Origin of the sequence: Streptomyces coeruleofuscus, assembly GCF_039532725.1 — a bacterium.
GTDB lineage: Bacteria > Actinomycetota > Actinomycetes > Streptomycetales > Streptomycetaceae > Streptomyces > Streptomyces coeruleofuscus.
The window spans coordinates 1,435,041-1,452,275 of the sequence record NZ_BAAASE010000001.1 but is presented as its reverse complement, the minus strand read 5'-3'; the positions used below and the strand labels follow the sequence as shown (position 1 = coordinate 1,452,275).

10 protein-coding genes and 1 riboswitch are annotated in these 17,235 nt (G+C 73.5%); of the genes, 7 read left to right on the top strand and 3 right to left on the bottom strand.

Translation table 11 applies throughout. The features are described 5' to 3' along the window. Positions 1 to 107 precede the first annotated feature (107 nt). The 5 genes from ABFX81_RS06340 to ABFX81_RS06320 all read left to right on the top strand — a co-directional run bounded on the left by ABFX81_RS06340 (position 108) and on the right by ABFX81_RS06320 (position 4,540). Positions 108 to 1,553 carry a serine/threonine-protein kinase gene (locus tag ABFX81_RS06340; RefSeq protein WP_487222172.1) on the top strand — a complete coding sequence of 482 codons (1,446 nt, stop codon included), beginning with the start codon at positions 108 to 110 and terminating at the stop codon, positions 1,551 to 1,553. A 90-nt stretch (positions 1,554 to 1,643) separates the two neighbouring features. Further along, positions 1,644 to 1,828, top strand: a riboswitch (cobalamin riboswitch). A gap of 30 nt (positions 1,829 to 1,858) precedes the next feature. Continuing rightward, entirely contained in the window at positions 1,859 to 2,560 is a 702-nt protein-coding gene (locus ABFX81_RS06335; RefSeq protein WP_086855252.1) for an energy-coupling factor ABC transporter permease, read from the top strand. Next, complete coding sequence (locus tag ABFX81_RS06330) at positions 2,557 to 2,925, top strand: energy-coupling factor ABC transporter substrate-binding protein (RefSeq protein ID WP_086855251.1); 369 nt, start codon at positions 2,557 to 2,559, stop codon at positions 2,923 to 2,925. Before ABFX81_RS06335 ends, ABFX81_RS06330 begins: the two co-directional genes overlap by 4 nt. A gap of 5 nt (positions 2,926 to 2,930) precedes the next feature. Continuing rightward, on the top strand, positions 2,931 to 3,680 hold the full coding sequence (cbiQ, locus tag ABFX81_RS06325) for a cobalt ECF transporter T component CbiQ (protein WP_086855250.1): 750 nt from the start codon (positions 2,931 to 2,933) through the stop codon (positions 3,678 to 3,680). Then, entirely contained in the window at positions 3,677 to 4,540 is an 864-nt protein-coding gene (locus ABFX81_RS06320; RefSeq protein WP_086855249.1) for an ATP-binding cassette domain-containing protein, read from the top strand. Before cbiQ ends, ABFX81_RS06320 begins: the two co-directional genes overlap by 4 nt. 321 nt (positions 4,541 to 4,861) lie before the next feature. On the opposite strand, the gene ABFX81_RS06315 is transcribed toward ABFX81_RS06320, so the two are convergent. Beyond that, complete coding sequence (locus tag ABFX81_RS06315) at positions 4,862 to 5,989, bottom strand: amidinotransferase (RefSeq protein WP_428837145.1); 1,128 nt, start codon at positions 5,987 to 5,989, stop codon at positions 4,862 to 4,864. Between the two features lie 185 nt (positions 5,990 to 6,174). On the opposite strand from ABFX81_RS06315, the gene ABFX81_RS06310 reads away from it, so the two are divergent. Beyond that, positions 6,175 to 6,831: a maleylpyruvate isomerase N-terminal domain-containing protein gene (locus ABFX81_RS06310; protein ID WP_086855248.1), complete on the top strand. Its 657-nt coding sequence runs from the start codon at positions 6,175 to 6,177 to the stop codon at positions 6,829 to 6,831. Between the two features lie 31 nt (positions 6,832 to 6,862). Here the strand turns inward: ABFX81_RS06310 and ABFX81_RS06305 are convergent, their stop codons facing one another. Continuing rightward, entirely contained in the window at positions 6,863 to 7,531 is a 669-nt protein-coding gene (locus ABFX81_RS06305; protein WP_086855247.1) for a hypothetical protein, read from the bottom strand. 364 nt (positions 7,532 to 7,895) lie between these two features. On the opposite strand from ABFX81_RS06305, the gene ABFX81_RS06300 reads away from it, so the two are divergent. Continuing rightward, entirely contained in the window at positions 7,896 to 9,710 is a 1,815-nt protein-coding gene (locus ABFX81_RS06300; RefSeq protein ID WP_086855246.1) for an ATP-binding cassette domain-containing protein, read from the top strand. Positions 9,711 to 9,761: 51 nt separating this feature from the next. On the opposite strand, the gene ABFX81_RS06295 is transcribed toward ABFX81_RS06300, so the two are convergent. Further along, positions 9,762 to 17,174: an SDR family NAD(P)-dependent oxidoreductase gene (locus tag ABFX81_RS06295; RefSeq protein ID WP_346137730.1), complete on the bottom strand. Its 7,413-nt coding sequence runs from the start codon at positions 17,172 to 17,174 to the stop codon at positions 9,762 to 9,764. Between the last annotated feature and the right edge of the window lie 61 nt (positions 17,175 to 17,235).

Below are 17,235 nucleotides of genomic sequence, written 5' to 3'. Positions count from 1 at the left end.
GCGGGGAACGGTGGTCACGCGGCGCCAGTATCCTGGGTCGGCTGCGGTACCCCCCACCAACCTCCGCTCCGACGCGGGGAGTTACGGCCTGCGGCGAGGACCTTCCCATGAGCAGAGGACGAGGACGAGTGCTGCTAGCGGGCCGCTACCGGCTGGACGTTGAGATCGGGCGCGGCGGAATGGGAGAGGTCTGGCGTGCGTACGACGAGACGCTCGCCAGAGCGGTGGCCGTCAAGCTGCTGCTGCCTCAGGACACCGACGCCACGGCGGCGTCCCGGTTCCGCCTGGAGGCCCAGACGGCCGGGCGTCTCAATCACCCCAACGTGGTCGGGGTCCTGGACTTCGGCGAGTACGACAACCGGCTGTACCTGGTGATGGAGCTGGTCGAGGGCGACAGCCTCGCCCGGGTGCTGTCCGTCTCCGGCGCGCTCCCGGCCGAGCGGGTGGCGGGACTCGCCGCGCAGGCCGCCGCCGGCCTCGCCGCCGCGCACCAGCAGGGCATCGTGCACCGGGACGTCAAACCCGCCAACCTCCTGCTGGACGCGGGCGGCACGCTGAAGATCGGCGACTTCGGCATCGCGCGCTTCCTCGACGACCCGGGCGCCGCGCTCACCGCCACCGGTCAGATCGTCGGCACCGGCCTCTACCTCGCGCCCGAACGCGCCCTGGGCCAACCGGCGGGTCCCGCCTCCGACATGTACTCCCTGGGGTGCGTGCTCTACCAGCTCCTCAGCGGCCGCCCGCCGTTCCAGGCCGACACCGCCGTCGCACTCCTCCACCAGCATCTCGACAACGCCCCCGTACCGCCCCGCGAGCTCGGTGTCACCGGTCTGCCTCCGGCCTTCGAGAGCTACCTCCTCGCCCTGCTCGCCAAGCAGCCCGATGACCGGCCCACGGCGCAGCAGGCCGCCGAGTGGTTCGCCGGCGGCGCCTGGCAGGGGCGGCCCGAGCCGCTGCCGGAGGCGGCGTCCCCGGTGCCGTCCTCCGGGCCGGGACCGTACGCGGCGTCCCCTGCGCCCTCGTCCGGGCCGGGACCGTACGCGGCGGGCGACACCGGCGCCCCGGCCACGTACGCGCTGCCCACGGGTTCTCGCACGGCACCGGGCGGGCGTTCACGTCGCTCCGCACCCCGCAACGGCCTCGGCAACCACCGGAGACTGGCCGCGACGGTGGCCGCGGCGGCGCTGTTCCTCGCCGCGATGCTCGCCGGCATGATGTGGTTCTCGCCCGACAAGACCGCGACGCAGGGCACGGAACCCGACGCGTCCCCGTCCGCGAGCAGCCCGGCCGCCTCCTCGTCCCCCGACTCCGCCGACCCCCTCGCGTCCGCGCCCGCGACCGCCACGACTCCCACCGCCGGCACAGTGGCCGATGTCACCCCCTCCCCCGCGGCACCCGATACCCGGGCCCCCGCCGAACCGACGCCCGCCCCCGCGAGCCCGACGCCGGAGGCGAGCAGCGACCCGCCGGAGAAGGCGGACAAGCCCAACCAGGAACAGCCTCCGGGGTCCTGGGAGAACGGGGAGGACGATGACGACGAGGGCGACGACTGAGCCCTCCTGCGCCGGTGTGCGAGCGGTCGCCCCTTCACGCGCCCCCTCGCGCGCCCCCTCGGCTGGCTTGTCATGGCCCTTATCTCGGCATTACTGTCACCACGCCTTGGTGAACGGGAAATCCGGTGTGATGCCGGTGCGGCCCTCGCCACTGTGATCGGGAAGTCCGGCTCCGGCCCTCGCGGGCAGCCACTGGGTCCTCACGGACCCGGGAAGGCGGAGTACGGGCGGTGGGACCCGTGAGCCAGGAGACCGGCCAAGGCGCGTCAACCATCCACGAGGTGCTGGAGAGGGTCTGCTGAGCCATGCACATTGCCGAGGGTTTCCTGCCTCCGGCGCACGCGGCCGCCTGGGGTGTCGCGTCTGCGCCGTTCGTCGTCCACGGAGTCCGGTCGCTCACCCGTGAGGTGCGCGAGCACCCCGAGAGCACCCTGCTCCTCGGCGCCTCCGGCGCCTTCACGTTCGTCCTGTCCGCCCTGAAACTGCCGTCCGTCACCGGCAGCTGCTCCCACCCCACCGGTACGGGCCTGGGAGCCATCCTGTTCCGGCCGCCCGTCATGGCGGTGCTGGGCACGATCACCCTGCTCTTCCAGGCACTGCTGCTCGCGCACGGCGGTCTGACCACGCTCGGCGCCAACGTCTTCTCCATGGCGATCGTCGGGCCCTGGGCGGGATACGCGGTGTACCGGCTGCTGCGGCGCTACGGCGTGCCGCTGATGGTCGCCGTGTTCTTCGCGGCGTTCGTCGCCGACCTGTCCACCTACTGCGTCACCAGCGTGCAGCTGGCGCTCGCGTTCCCCGACCCGGGCAGCGGGTTCCTGGGCGCGCTCGGCAAGTTCGGCTCCATCTTCGCCGTCACCCAGATCCCGCTCGCGGTGAGCGAGGGGCTGCTGACGGTCCTCGTGATGCGGCTGCTGGTGCAGTCCAGCAAGGGCGAACTGACCCGGCTGGGTGTGCTCGTCGCCGGCAAGCAGGCCCGCGGCGAGACCGAGGCGGTGGCCCGATGAGCAGGAACACGAAGATCAACCTTCTGCTGCTGCTCGTCGTGGTCGCGCTCGCCGTGCTGCCGCTCGCGCTCGGTCTCGGCGACCACAAGGAGGAGCCCTTCACGGGTTCCGACGGCGAGGCCGAGACGGCGATCACCGAGATCGAGCCGGACTACGAGCCCTGGTTCTCGCCCCTGTACGAACCGCCGTCCGGTGAGATCGAGTCGGCGCTGTTCTCCCTCCAGGCGGCCCTCGGCGCCGGTGTCCTCGCCTACTACTTCGGCCTGCGCCGGGGCCGGCGGCAGGGTGAGCGGCGGGCGCGGGAGCGGGACTCCGAGAGCCCGGCGGCCGGTGCCGCCGAGAAGTCCACGGCCGAAAGGGCCTGAGCCCCGTGCTGCCGATCGACGCGGCGGCGCACAGCAGCCGCTGGCGCCGCCGCCATCCCGTGGACAAGGCCGTGCTCGGGCTGGGGCTGACCCTCCTGGCCATCTCGCTGCCGCCCTGGCCGGGCGCGGCTCTGGTGCTGCTGACCGCCCTGGTGGTGCTGGTGGGTCCGGCGGGCGTGCCCTGGCGGAGGCTGTGGCGGGCCTACCGGGTGCCGTTGGGTTTCTGCGTGACCGGAGCGTTGACGCTGCTCGTGCAGGTCGGCGGGCCGGAGGGTTTCGTGTCCCTGGCGGGCGACGGGCCGCTCCGGGCCGGGGAGTTGCTGCTGCGCACCTCGGCGGCCTCCCTTGGGGTGCTGTTGTTCGCGTTCACGACACCCATGTCCGACCTGCTGCCGCGTCTCGTCCGGGCCGGGGTGCCCGCGGCGGTCGTCGACGTAGCGCTCGTGACGTACCGCATGAGCTTCCTGCTGCTGGACTCCGTGCGCCGGGTCCGTGACGCGCAGGCCGCCCGGCTCGGGCACACCACGCGGGCCGCCGCCTGGCGTTCGCTGGGCGGCCTCGGCGCCACCGCGTTCGTCCGGGCCTTCGACCGGGCGGTCCGTCTCCAGGACGGTCTCGCCGGGCGCGGCTACGACGGCACCCTGCGCGTCCTGGTGCCCGAGGCCCGCGTCTCCGTCCGCTTCACGGCCGCCAGTTGCGTGCTCCTCGCGACGCTGGCCGTCCTCACCTCCGTACTGGAAAGGCCGCTGACATGAGCGAGCCCGCCCTCGTCGCCCTGCGGGGCGCGTCCTTCGCCTACGAGGACGGCCCGGCCGTGCTCAGCGGCCTCGACTTCGAGATCCGCGAGGGGCGCGCGCTCGCGCTGCTCGGCCGCAACGGCAGCGGCAAGACCACGCTGATGCGGCTCCTCAGCGGCGGACTGCGGCCACACGCGGGCCGGTTGACGGTCGACGGGCAGGCGGTGACGTACGACCGCAAGGGCCTGACCCGGCTGCGGACGACCGTCCAGCTGGTGGTGCAGGACCCCGACGACCAGCTCTTCGCGGCGTCCGTCGAGCAGGACGTGTCGTTCGGGCCGCTGAACCTCGGTCTGGACGACACGGAGGTACGGGCGCGGGTGGCGGAGGCGCTCGCCGCCCTGGACATCACCGCCCTGGCCGACCGGCCCACCCATCTGCTCTCCTACGGGCAGCGCAAACGCACCGCCATCGCGGGCGCGGTCGCCATGCGGCCCCGGGTCCTCGTCCTCGACGAGCCGACGGCCGGACTCGACCCCGACGGCCAGGAACGGCTCCTCACCACGCTCGACGGACTCCGTGCGGCCGGCACCACGGTGGTGATGGCCACCCACGACGTCGACCTCGCTCTGCGCTGGGCCGACGACGCGGCGCTCCTCACCCCGTCCGGAGTCCGCACCGGGCCCGCCCCCGAGGCACTGGCCCGCCCCGATCTCCTCCGGGAGGCGGGCCTGCGGCTGCCCTGGGGGGCCGCCGCGGCGGAACTCCTCCGCGCACAGGGTCTGTTGACGGGCGCGGAGCCGGGACCGCGTACGCCCACCGAACTCGCCGCCGTGGCCGCCCTCGTGGCCGAACGGCTGGGGGCGCACGGAGGCTGAAGGTCGCCCCTCCTCGTCGCCACGCGGGTGCGGGCTCGTCCCGGGGGCCGCCTCGGCCGTGGAGCGGGCGGGTGCCGTCAGCTACCCACACCCGGCCCGGGGTCGGCGCGGTCGTCGGACGACACCTCCGTGACGGCAGGCATCCGGACGGCAGTGCCGTGCACAGCAGGTGATGCAGGACGGCCCGCGGGATTCCCACGAACGGCATACCCGGCTCGCGCTCGAGGGCGGTCCCGTACGTAGGGGCCAGCCGGCCACCGTCGGGGCCGTCCTGCACACCTGCCGGCACCACGGCCACGGGAGTCAGCGACGTGACGTAGGTCAGTCGAAGTAGGACTGGAGCGAGCCGCGGCGCCGGATGTCGAGCGTCGCGCAGTGGAACGAACCGCCGAACGGCGCGTAGTGCAGCAGGTCGCACGGGATCGGCTCGAAGCCCCACTTCTCCAGGGCCCGCAGCATGCCGGTGTGGTGCCGCTCCGCGATCACCCGCCGTTCGTCGATCATGAGCACGTTCATGCTGAGCCACTTGCCGCACATCGACGTGACCTTGAGCAGGGCCTCGTCGATCGGGTCGGGCTCGGGGGCGACCAGGACGTCCCAGGAGCTCAGGATGCCGGGCAGCCGGTCGACGTCGACGTACTCGGGGTTGACCAGCACCTTTCCGGGCGCGAGCAGCACGAACGTCGTGTCGATGTGCATGGGCGCGCGGCATCGGCTCTCGATCTCGTGGATGCGGTACTCCGGCCCGAGATGGCGGCGCAGCCAGTCGATGCCCATCCGGTTGGTGACGTTGCTGCGCGTGACGAACAGGTCCCGACCGGCCCGGACGAAGTCCGCCGCGTCGAAGACGGGCTCGAAGTCGGTGAGGATGTACCTCATCGGCTCACCGTCCTTCGGGATCCGGAAGTCCGGTTCGAACAGTTCGTCCGTGAGCTGCGGCTTGGGGGCCGCCGTCCAGCGCGCGCCGCGCCGGAAGTAGTCCTTGAGGAGCGGGCGGAAGGAGTGGGTCTCGAAGTACCGGCAGGGCCAGGCCATCGGGGTTTCGATGATCTCGTCGCCGATCACGAGCATGCTGTCCCGCGGGCAGGTGTTGCAGAATCCGCGTGAGGTCCAGTCCGGGGTGCGGTAGCGGCGCCGGTGGTCGACCGCGTCCGGCCGCCTGACCGTGACGCCGAGGGACTCCAGCAGGGCGACGAAACCGTCGATCTCCTGCTGGGCCTGCTCGACGATCCTGCGCGGATACCGCAAGCCGGCGGCCAGGCCCTGCAGCCGTCCGGCCCAGGTCGGCACGTTGCAGGTCACGACCGGGTGGTCGGAGGGGATCGTCGCGCCCTCGAGGCGCCCGACGATGATCTCCTCCAGCGGATCCCACTCGGTGTGCGAGTTGACCGGCGAGACGAGAGGCTCCAGGGCCTCGTCGGTCGCGGCCGATGTCCTGGGCCTCCCCATGATGGCCATGCCCACCACCTTCGGATCGCGGAATTCGGTGATGCACCGCACTTACCAGGTTACTCAACGTGGCGTGCTGGCGCTGTGCACGTCAACAGTCGCGTTCGCTCGTATCGGCCGCGCGGGTGAGCCGGCCGTTCGCAAAGCGCTTGTCCGCCCTCGCGGCGCGGCATTACGTTGCCGATGTGGATCTCTTCTCCCGTTCCTGGACGGCGTTGCGCGCGGCGGTCGCCGACCTGTCCGACGAGGACTTCTCCCGGCCGTCCGGCTGTACCGGCTGGCTGGTGCGGGACCTGGTGTGCCATCTGGTCGTCGACGCGCAGGACGTCCTGATCACCCTCGCCACCCCCGCCGACGGGGAACCGACCCGGGACGCGCTGACCTACTGGGAGATCTCCGACACACCGCCGACCGGAGACGACCCGCTCGACGCGCTGACCGTCCGGCTGGCCGCCGCGTACGAGGAACCGCACCTGCTCAAGTTCCACCTGGACGACGTCGGCTCCGCCGCGGGCCGCGCCGCGGAACTGGCCGACCCGGGCCTGAGGGTCGGCACCCGCGGCGAGGTCCTCACCGTGGGCGACTACCTCGCCACGTACGTCATGGAGTGGACGCTGCACCACCTCGACCTGATCGCCCACCTCCCGGACGCCGCGCCGCCGCCCTCGGAGGAGCTCGCCCGGTCCCGCGAAATGCTGGAGCGGATCGTGGGGAGCCCGTTCCCCCCGTCGTTCTCCGACCAGGACGCGCTGCTCGTGGGGACGGGGCGGCGACCGCCGACCGACGCGGAGCGGGCCGGACTCGGCGCACTGGCCTCCAGGCTCCCGCTCTACCTGGGCTGAGCCGGCAACCAGCGCTCGCGGAACCGGGGTGTCAGTGCCGCAGGGCCGGCGAACCGGCCGACGGCGTACGGCGGGTGGCGCTGCGGTAGGTGGAGATGCCCAGGGCGAGGAGCCAGTAGCTGAGGATCGCGCCCATCGAAGCGGTGGTGCCCCAGCCGTTCGCCGCGTAGAAGTTCGCCGGGTCGTTGCCGAAGAACAGGGACGGTACGAAGGCCACGTTGACACCGGCCAGGACATAGGCGGAGCGGCTGGTCCAGCGCGGCAGCAGGTTCGTGCGGGAGATGCCGAAGCCCACCGCGACCAGGAACAGTGTCAGCAGCACACGGCCGATCGACCCGTAGAGGATGTAGGTGCCGCTGACCGTGATGGTCGGGTCGATCGAACGGTCGGCGGCGATGACCGCGCCGGCTTCCAGCCCGCTGGAGACGAGGGTGACCGTCGTGTAGACCAGCCCGGTGGCGAAGGCCATCGAACCGACCCATTCGTAGGCCGGGTTCACCCGCTTGACCAGCTCACGGAAGGCCGTCACGAACACGATCAGGAACGCCAGCGAGAAGATCGCGAGCAGCAGCCTGGTGAGGACGTTCGCGTCCGGCGGCGGGCCGGAGTAGACGAAGTACAGCGGTACTTCGATGATCAGGGCGGCCGCGGCGGCGATGCCGGCGAGGCCCGTCAGGCGCCTGGCGAAGGTCTCGTTCATGGGGTCCCCCGAAGTCCGGTGGCGGGTTCGTCGCCGGCCCGTTGCCGACGACACTCATGCTGCCGCCCCCGGCACGGCCCGTCCCTGGGCCTGGACACCCGATGCGGGGGTGGTCCTGCCGACACCCCCGCCCGCTCACGTACCGAACCGCCCGGCCGGCTCGCACCACCGTCCCGCCCCGAGTCCGCCGACCGTGCCCCTTGGCGCTCCCTGCGCACCACCGCCCGGCCGGAAAACGCTTGGACTGCGTGGTCGCCATCGCGGGACACTTCCGGACTCGACCCGAATCTCCACACATCCGTTTCGGTGATGGCCCCTGCCCGCACCAGCGTGGCGGGCGGCCACAGAACGACACAGGGGTGGGATGGAAACGCCTGGATCGCGCAGGGTTCAGCCGGGCAAGCGCTCGGTACTTCTCGCACTTCGTTACTACGGACGGGAGTTGTCCCGGCTCCGCCGGCTCACGGCACCCGCGATGCTGCTCATGGCGCTGGGCAACATCGGCATCAGCTACATCGCGCCGCTGATCGTCGCCAAGCTCGTCGGCGACATCGCCGACGACAAGGACGTCACGGTCGACTCGACACTGCCGTACGTCCTCGGCTTCGCCGGGGTCCTGCTGCTCTCGGAGGCACTCTGGCGCGTCGCCCTGCACTGCCTCAACCGCCTCGACGCCCTCGGCATCGAGCATCTGTACGTGATCGGGATGGACGAGCTGTTCGCCAAGGACGCCTCGTTCTTCCACGACAACTTCGCCGGTTCGCTGACCAAGCGCGTCCTGAGCTTCGCCTCGCGTTTCGAGCAGTTCGTGGACACGCTGACGTTCCAGATCGTGGGCAGCTTCGTACCGCTGGTCTTCGGGGCGGTGGTGCTGTGGCGCTACGAACCCCTGCTCGTGGTCGCGCTGCTGGTGATGATCGCGCTGACCGGGGTGCTGGTGGTGCCTCTCATCCGGCGCCGCCAGGCGCTGGTCGACCAGCGTGAGGAGGCGATCGCCCGGGTGTCGGGCCACGTCGCCGACAGTCTGATGAACATGGACACGGTGCGGGCGTTCGCCGCCGAGGAGCGCGAGGCCGCCGAGCACCGCTCCCGGGTCGCCGCCTCGCGCCGGCTCACGCTGCGGTCGTGGGACTACGGCAACCTCCGCATCGACACGCTGGTCGCGCCGCTGTTCGTGCTGACCAACGCGGTGGGCCTGCTGCTCGCGGTCACGCTCGCCGGGGGCGGGCTCGGCGTGGAGGCGATCGTGGTCGCCTTCACCTACTACGGCAACGCGACGCGGATCATGTTCGAGTTCAACCAGATCTACCGCCGGCTGGAGAGCGCGATGACGGAGGCCGCGCAGTTCACCGAGCTGCTTCTGACGCCTCCCACCGTGCTCGACCCGCCGTCTCCGGAGCCGCTGCGTCCACGGGCGGCCGATATCCGCTTCGAGAAGGTGACCTTCGCGCACGAGGGCGGCAAGCCGTTGTTCGAGGGGCTCGACCTGGTGGTGCCGAGCGGGGCGAGGGTCGGCCTGGTCGGACGGTCCGGTGGCGGCAAGACCTCCCTCACCCGGCTGCTGTTACGGATGACGGACGTCGACGGCGGCCGCATCCTCATCGGGGGCCAGGACATCAGCCGGCTGCGCCAGGCCGACCTGCGCGGCCAGATCGCCTACGTGCCGCAGGACCCGGCGATGTTCCACCGCACCCTGCGGGACAACATCGCGTTCGCCCGGCCGGACGCCACCGAGGGCGAGATCCGCCGGGCGGCCGAGGCGGCCCACGTCACGGAGTTCGCCGACGTGCTGCCGGACGGCTTCGACACCATGGTGGGCGAGCGCGGCGTCAAGCTGTCCGGCGGTCAGCGCCAGCGCGTCGCCCTCGCCCGGGCGATCCTGCGCGACGCGCCGATCCTGCTGCTCGACGAGGCGACCAGCGCCCTGGACTCGGAGAGCGAACTCCTCGTGCAGGAAGCTCTGTGGCGGCTCATGGACGGGCGGACCGCGCTGGTGGTGGCGCACCGGTTGAGCACGGTCGCCACCATGGACCAGCTCGTCGTCCTCGACCGCGGGCGGATCGTCGAACAGGGCACGCACCAGGAGTTGCTCGCGGTCGACGGTGCCTACGCGAAGCTGTGGCAGCACCAGTCGGGCGGGTTCCTCGACGACACGGCGGGGCGGGCCGAGGTGCTCTGAACAGGGCGCGGGCCGTCTCCTCGCCCCTTGCGGAGGCGGCCTCACACGGCCTCACACCGCGCCGTCGCCGGGCCGGTACGGGGCGAGGTCCAGCCTGCTGTGCACCAGTTCCGCGAAGCGGGTCAGGGTGCGGTCGCCGCCCATCAGCTCGGTGGCCGCGAGGCGGACGTCGAAGTGCTCGCTCGCGCGCACCATGAACTCGGTGCTCAGCAGCGAGTCGAGGCCGAAGTCGGTCACGGGCCGGGCCAGGTCCAGTTCCTCGGGGTCGCTGTGCAGCACGGCGGCGAGCAGCCGGGTGAGGGTCTGGGTGATCGCGGCCCGGGCCTCGTCGGGGGTCGTGGCGGCCAGTTCGCGCAGCAGGTCCGTACGGCCTTCCGGGTCGGGACCGGCGCCGGCCGGCACGAGGTGGGTGAAGCGGGCGGTGGCCAGGGCGGGCAGCAGACGGCGGGCGCGGCTCCACCGGTAGCGGCCGACGCCTGCCACGTCGGTGTCCGGCTGGAGCAGGCCGGCGGCGGTGGTGAGGGCTTCGGCGGCGGTGAGGGGCTGGAAGCCCCGCTCGGCCATGGCGTCGCCGATGGCGTGCCGGGCGACGTAGCCGGTGTCGCCGATCGGGCCCCAGGCGAGTGCGGTGGCGGGGTGCCCCTGGGCGCGCCGGGCGCGGGCCTGGGCCTCCAGGTAGGCGTTGCCGGCCGCGTAGGGGGCCTGGCCGATGTTGCCGACGGCGGCGGCGATCGAGGAGTAGGTGACGAACAGGTCCAGGTCGTGGCCGGCGGTGAGGCGGTCGAGCAGGGCGGCGCCCTCTGCCTTGGGAGCGAGGACGGCGGCGAACCGGTCGTCGGTGAGTTCGGACAGGGGCGCGTCGTCGAGGTGCATGGCGGCGTGCACGACGCCGCGCAGCCGGTGGCCGGTGGCGTCGATCTCGTCGACGACCCGGCTCAGCGCCGGCTCGTCGGTGACGTCGGCGGCGTAGGCGGTGGCGTGTACGCCGCGCCGGGCCAGGTCTTCGAGGAGGGCGGGCGCCTCGGGGGCGGCCTGGCCGCTGCGGGAGACCAGCGCCAGATGGCGGGCCCCCTGGTCGGCCAGCCACCGTGCGGTGGCGGCACCGAATCCGCTCAGGCCGCCGGTCACCAGGTAGGTGCCGTCGGCGTCCAGGGCGGTGGGACGGGGTCCGGGCCGGACCGGGACGGGTTCGTCCAGCACGTTCCCGTCGGCGGGGTCGAGGGAGACCACCACTTTGCCGACGTGCCGGGAGTGCTGGAGGACCTGGAAGGCCTCCTCCACCCGTGCGGCCGGGTAGACGGTGTGCGGCAACGGCCGGTACACGCCGCGGTCGATGAGCGAAACGACGTCGGCGACGAGGCGGGAGCCGCGGTCGCGGTCCAGCAGTACCGGGTCGAGGTTGAAGCCGATGAACGTCAGGCTGCGGTCGAACGGGCGCATCGGCAACGGGTTGTTGAGGAAGATGTCCCGTTTCCCCAGTTCGATGAAGCGGCCGTTGGGGCGCAGCAGGTCGAGTCCGTGGGCGATCGCCTCACCGCTGAGGGAGTTGACGACGACGTCGACGCCCCGGCCCTCGGTGAGTTCACGGACCCGGGGGACGAAGTCCAGGCTGCGTGAGTCCAGTACGTGCCAGGCGCCGAGGCTGCGCAGCATGGCCCGTTTGGTCTCGGTCCCGGCGGTGGCGATGACGCGTGCGCCCCGGGCCCGGGCGCATTGCAGTGCGGCCAGGCCGACGGCACCGGCGCCGCCGTGCACGAGGACCGTCTCGCCGGCGGCCAGGCGCGCCTGGTCCGCCAGGGCGTGATGGACGGTCAGGAAGGCGACGGGGAAGGTCGCCGCCTCGGCGTAGCTCATTGCGTCGGGGATCTTGATCAGGCCGTGGTCGGCGGTGACGCCGTGGGAGGCGAGGGCTGCTGGGATGGCGCCGCAGACGCGGTCGCCGACCGCGAAGTCACGCACTCCGGGTCCGACGGCGCGGACGATGCCGGCGCCGTCGGTGCCCAGTCCGCGGCTGAGCGGGCTGTCCTCCACGGCCTCGGGGGGCAGCAGGCCGTTGGCGCGCATGGGGTCGCGGTAGTTCAGCGCCACCGCGCGCAGCTCCACGGCGACTTCGCCGGGGCCGGGCCGCGGGGCGGGTGTCTCCCGCCAGACCAGGCGGCGGGCCGGACCCGGGTCCCGGGCCTCCAGGAGGAACGGCGCGCCGACGGGCACGGCAGGGGGCTCCTCGGCCGGGTGCTCGACGTGCAGAGGGGTGAAGCGGCCGGCCGGGGTGAGGACGACCTCGTCCTCGTCCGCGCCCCCGCTGTCGTCCGGGGAGCGGCCCGCGGTGAGCAGCTCCGCGGCCAGCCGCCGGGCGTCCGCGGCCGGGCCCGCGGTGCGGTCGAGGGAGACGCGCCGCAGTGCCAGACCGGGCTGCTCGTTGGCCAGGGTGCGGGCGGCGCCCCAGACGGCCGCGTCCTCGGGGTGCGCGGGGCGTTCCGGGGCGGGGAACAGGCCGGTGGGGCGCGTCACCAGCCACACCTGTGGGCCGCGGTCCTCGGGCAGCGTCCGGCAGGCGGCGGCCAGGGCGCGCAGGACGGCCGCGCGGTGCGTGGTCCGGGCGACGAGCTGCCGCGGGTCGGGCTCGGCGAGGAGCAGGACGATGCGGGGCGCCGTCTCGGCGGGCAGTGCCGCCGTCCAGGTGCCGGTGTCGATGGGGGCGGTCAGGACCGTGGCCGGGCCCAGCAGTGCGGCCAGTTCCCGGGCGGTCGGCGTCTCGGCGTCGGTCTCCGTGGCGACGAGCCAGGCCGTGCCCGGCGGTGGCTCGGGGAGGGCGGGCGGCTCGGCGGCGTCCCCGGGCGCTGCGGCCACCGTCACGGAGTGGTTCTCGGGTCCCGTCTGCCAGGGGCTGGTGAAGCCGCACCGCTCCAGCAGTGGCGTCCATGCGTCGCGGGGCAGCAGCCGGGTGGTGGGGCGCAGGGTCCGGTCACCGCGTTTCCACAGCGACTCCAGTCCGCCCAGCAGCAGGGCGTCGAGCCGTTCGTCGTGCCGTTCGGTGGTCAGCAGGTGGCCGCCCGGGGCGAGGAGCGAGCGCACACGGCCCAGCGCGGCGGTCAGGTCGGCGGTGGCGTGCAGGGCCTCGCCGGCCAGGACCAGGTCGAAGCCGCCCGGCGGGAAGCCCTGGACGGCCGGGTCGGCGTCCAGGTCGAGGGTGCGGTGCTCGATGAAGCGGCAGGTGGCGAAACGGTGCCGGGAGCGGGCGAAGGAGGTGCTGGCGGGGGCCGTGCAGGTGTAGTGGGTGCGGTCAGGCGGCAGCAGCGGCAGCACCGCGGCGGTCAGGGCCGTGGTGGTCGCGCCCACCTCCAGAACGCGCAGCGGGCGGTCGGCGGGCCAGTCGCGGGCGATCCGGTCGAGCAGCGCCTGCACCACCCGGTGGGTGAAGCGCTGGGCGGGCGCGGTCTCCTGGTGCTGTTCGAGGAAGCTCTCGCCGACGGGCAGCAGGTCGCGGGGGTCGACGGTGCCGCGCAGCACTTGGGGCAGTTGCCGAAGCTGACTGTTGAGCAGCAGCGCGACCGGGCCGAAGCGGGGGTGGTCCTCCAGCAGGCTCCGCAGCGAGTCCTCGGGGCACGCCGCGACGTCCGTCAGCCGCCAGGCCTCCCCGTCGGCCTCGGCCAGTCCCTGCTCGACCAGCAGGGGCAGCATCAGCCGCACCAGCCTGCGGTGCCGCGGTACGAGGCCCCCGCCGACCAGGTCGGGCATGGTGAAGGGCGCACCCGGGTCGGGCAGGAGGCCGCGCAGGGCCGCTGCCCAGCAGTGCGCGCCGGCCTGTTGGGCCGCTGCCGTGAACCGCTCGTGGCCGCTGTCGTCCAGTTCGGCGCGGGCGGCGGCGATGCGGCCCCCGGCGGCGGCCGCCACCTCGGCGGGAGCGGGCAGCGGGGACGGCGGGGCGGGCTCCGAGAAGCGCGGGGCCGCGCGCAGGACCGTGCGCTGGACCGTCAGCGGGGCGTGGTCGGCGAGGCGGGCGCGCCGGGTGCGGCACTTGTCGATCTCGGCGGTGACGGTGCCGTCGAGGTCCGCGTACGTGATGTCCCAGCAGACCTCGTTGGCGCTGCGGCTGCGGCGCCGCAGGTGGACGACGCCCTCCGGCGCGGGGGTGCGCCACACGCGTACCGCGCCGAAAGCCGAGGGCAGATAGCCGACGGCTTCCCGGGTCGGCTGCTCGGCCAGGGCGACGGTGGCCTGCAAGGGGGCGTCCAGCAGCACGGGGTGGACGGTGTAGGCGTCGCCGGGGTGCTCCAGCCGGTACCACGCCAGCAGTTCACCCTCGCCGACGTCCAGGCTCCGCAGGAGGTGGAACCCCGGACCGAGTTCCAGCCCGAGGCGGCGGCAGTGCTCGTAGAAGTCCGGGCCCGTGAGCGTGCGGGAGCAGCGCGCCTTGACCGCGACGACGTCCAGCGGACCGGGGGCGTTGCCCAGCCGTGTGCGTACCTGCGCGCGGACGACCGGCAGCACCTCGGCGTCGCGGTTGTCCCGTGTGCTGATGGTCAGCGTGCCGTCGGACGGGGTGACGGCGGTCTGCAGCGCGGCTCCCGCCGGGTCCGGCCATCCGAGCGGGAACGCGCGGGAGAGTTCCAGGTGCCGCACCTCCACCGGGCGGTCCAGGGCCCGCAGCCCGGCTGTCAGGGCCATCTCCACGTACCCGGCGGCGGGCATCAGGACGCTTCCGCCGATCCGGTGGTCACCCAGCCAGGGCACGAGCTGGGGCTCGACGGTGCCGTTCCACAGGGGGTGCGGCGCGGGCTGGCGTTCGCCGAGCAGGGGGTGGTCCAGTGCGCCGGTGCCGCTGGTGTGCAGGACGAGGTCGTGCGGGGTGCCGTGCCAGTGCCGGTCGCGCTGCCAGGGGTAGGCGGGCAGGTCGGCGATCCGGCCGGGCTGCGGGAAGTGGGCCTGCCAGTCCACCTCGGCACCGGCCGCGAGCAGGGCGGCGACCGCTGCCGTGGCCTCGCGCGGTCCGTCGCCGTCCCGGTGCAGCGTCGGTACGTACGTCAGTCCCGTGCGGCGCAGGTAAGGGCGCAGCACCGGGTGCGGGCCGATCTCCACGACGATGCCGATGTCCTCGTCCGTGAGGCGGCCCACGGCCTCGGCGAAGCGGACCGGTTCGCGTACGTTGCGCCACCAGTACGCCGCGTCGAGTTCCTGTCCGGTGAGCGGGGCCGCCGTGACGGTGGAGACGAACGGCACCCGCGCCGCGGCGGGGGTCAGATCCGCCAGGGCGGCGCGGAGCGGTTCCTCGATGGGGTCCATGGCGCGGCTGTGGAAGGCGTAGTCGAGATCCAGCTCGCGGAAGAAGACGTCACGGGCCGTCAGTTCGGCGCCGAGGGCGGCGAGGGCGTCGGGGTCGCCGGCCACCGTCACGTCCCGGTCGCTGTTGATCCCGGCGATCTCCAATGCCCCGCCGAAGCGCGCCAGTTCCTCGCGGGCGGCGTCCTCGGCCAGGCCGACGGCGGCCATACGGCCCCGGCCCGCCGTGACGCCCTGGGTGCGGCTCCGCTGGGCGATCACCAGCGCCGCCTGCTCCAGGGTCAGCGCCCCGGCCGTGTACGCGGCGGCCACCTCGCCGACGCTGTGCCCGGCCACGGCACGCGGGCGCAGGCCCTGGGACGCCAGCAGCGCGGTCAGGCCCACCTGGACGGCGAACAGCACCGGCTGGGCGATCTCCGTACGGGCCCAGCGTGCCGGGGTGGGGCGCTCCAGTTCTTTGGCCACGGACCAGCCCAGATGCGGGGCCAGCGCGGCGTCGGCCTCCTCGACGGCGGCGCGGAAGACGGACTGGCCCGTCATCAGGCCGGCGGCCATCCCGGGCCACTGGGAGGCGTTGCCGGAGTAGACGAACGCGACGGCGCCCCGCTCAGCCCTGCGGGTGACGGCCCCGTGGGACGGCGCGTCGGTGAACAGGCCCTCGAGCCGGTCCGCCGCCTGCCGCGGATCGGCGGCCAGCACGGCGGCACGGTGCGGGTGGGCGCTGCGCCGAAGGGTGCTGGTGTGGGCCAGGTCGTAGAACTCCTCCGGTGCCGCCGCCCGCAGCCGCTCGGCCATGCGCGCGCTCAACTCCCTGAGGGCTTTGGGGGATCGCGCGGAGATCACCACCGGCACCGGCGTGTTGCCGGGCTCCGTTCCGGGCGGCGCCGGGGGCGGCGGTACGAGGACGGCGTGGGCGTTGGTGCCGCCGAACCCGAAGGAGTTCACCCCGACCGCGGCCCGTTCCGAGCGGGGCAGTTCCAGGGGCGCCACGGTGGGGGCGAGGCCGAGCGCGTCGAAGTCGATGGCCGGGTTGAGCGGGAGGGCGTGCAGGGACGCGGGGGCGGTCCGGTGGCGGAGCACCAGGATCGCCTTGAGCAGGCCGGCCATGCCCGCGGCGGGCTCCAGGTGCCCCAGGTTGGACTTGACCGAGCCGACGGGCAGCGGGCCGGCGCCGCGGCGCGTGCCCAGGGCCTGGCCGATGGCCCGGGCCTCGGCGGGGTCACCGACCGGGGTGCCGGTGCCGTGGGCCTCGAAGTAGACCAGGTCGTCCGGTCCGATCCCGGCCTCCTGGCACACCGCGCGCAGCAAGGCCTCCTGAGCCTGGGCGCTGGGCAGGGTCATGCCGGTGGTGCGGCCGTCGGAGTTGCTGCCGGTGCCGGCGAGGACGGCGTGGATCCGGTCGCCGTCGGCCACCGCGTCGGCGAGGCGCTTCAGCACCAGCACGGCGCCGCCCTCGGCCCGCACGAAGCCGTCGGCGTCGGCGGAGAAGGCCGCGCACCGGCCGCGCCGCGACAGCATCCCCGCGTAGGAGAAGCCGGCGTACGAGTACGGGTTCATGAGCACGTTGACACCACCGGCCAGGGCGACCCGGCTGGTGCCTTCCCGCAGGGTGCGGCAGGCGCGGTCCAGTGCCACCAGCGACGAGGAGCACGCCGTGTCGACGGCCATGCTGGGACCGCGCAGGTCGAAGGCGTACGACAGGCGGTTGGCCGTGATGGACAGGGTGGCGCCGGGCATGGTGTGCGGGCTGGTGTGGTCCTCCATGAGCGTCAGGACGGTGCCGTAGGCCGGGTCGGAGACTCCCACGTACACGCACGTGTCCGACCCGGCGAGCGTCTCGGCCGGGATGGCGGCGTCGTCCAGCGCCTCGGCGGCCATCTCCAGCAGCAGCCGCTGCTGCGGGTCGAGGTGTGCGGCCTCCTTGGGCGAGATGCCGAAGTACGCGGCGTCGAAGGACGCGATGTCGTCGAGGAAACCCCCGGCGGCGGTGTAGCTGCGGCCCGGGCGCACCGCCCCCGGATCGACGAACCGGTCCTTGGGGAACCGGTCCGGCGGCATCTCGCCGACGAGGTCACGCCCGTCCCGCAGGGCCGCCCACAGCCCGTCCAGGTCGGTGATGCCGCCCGGCAGCCGGCAGCCGACGCCCACCACCGCCACCGCCCGGTCGTCCCGTCCCACGCCCATGCCCCGCCCCCTGTTGCGCTGCTTGTCCGCATCGATCGAGCGGAGTGACAACTGCCCTCGT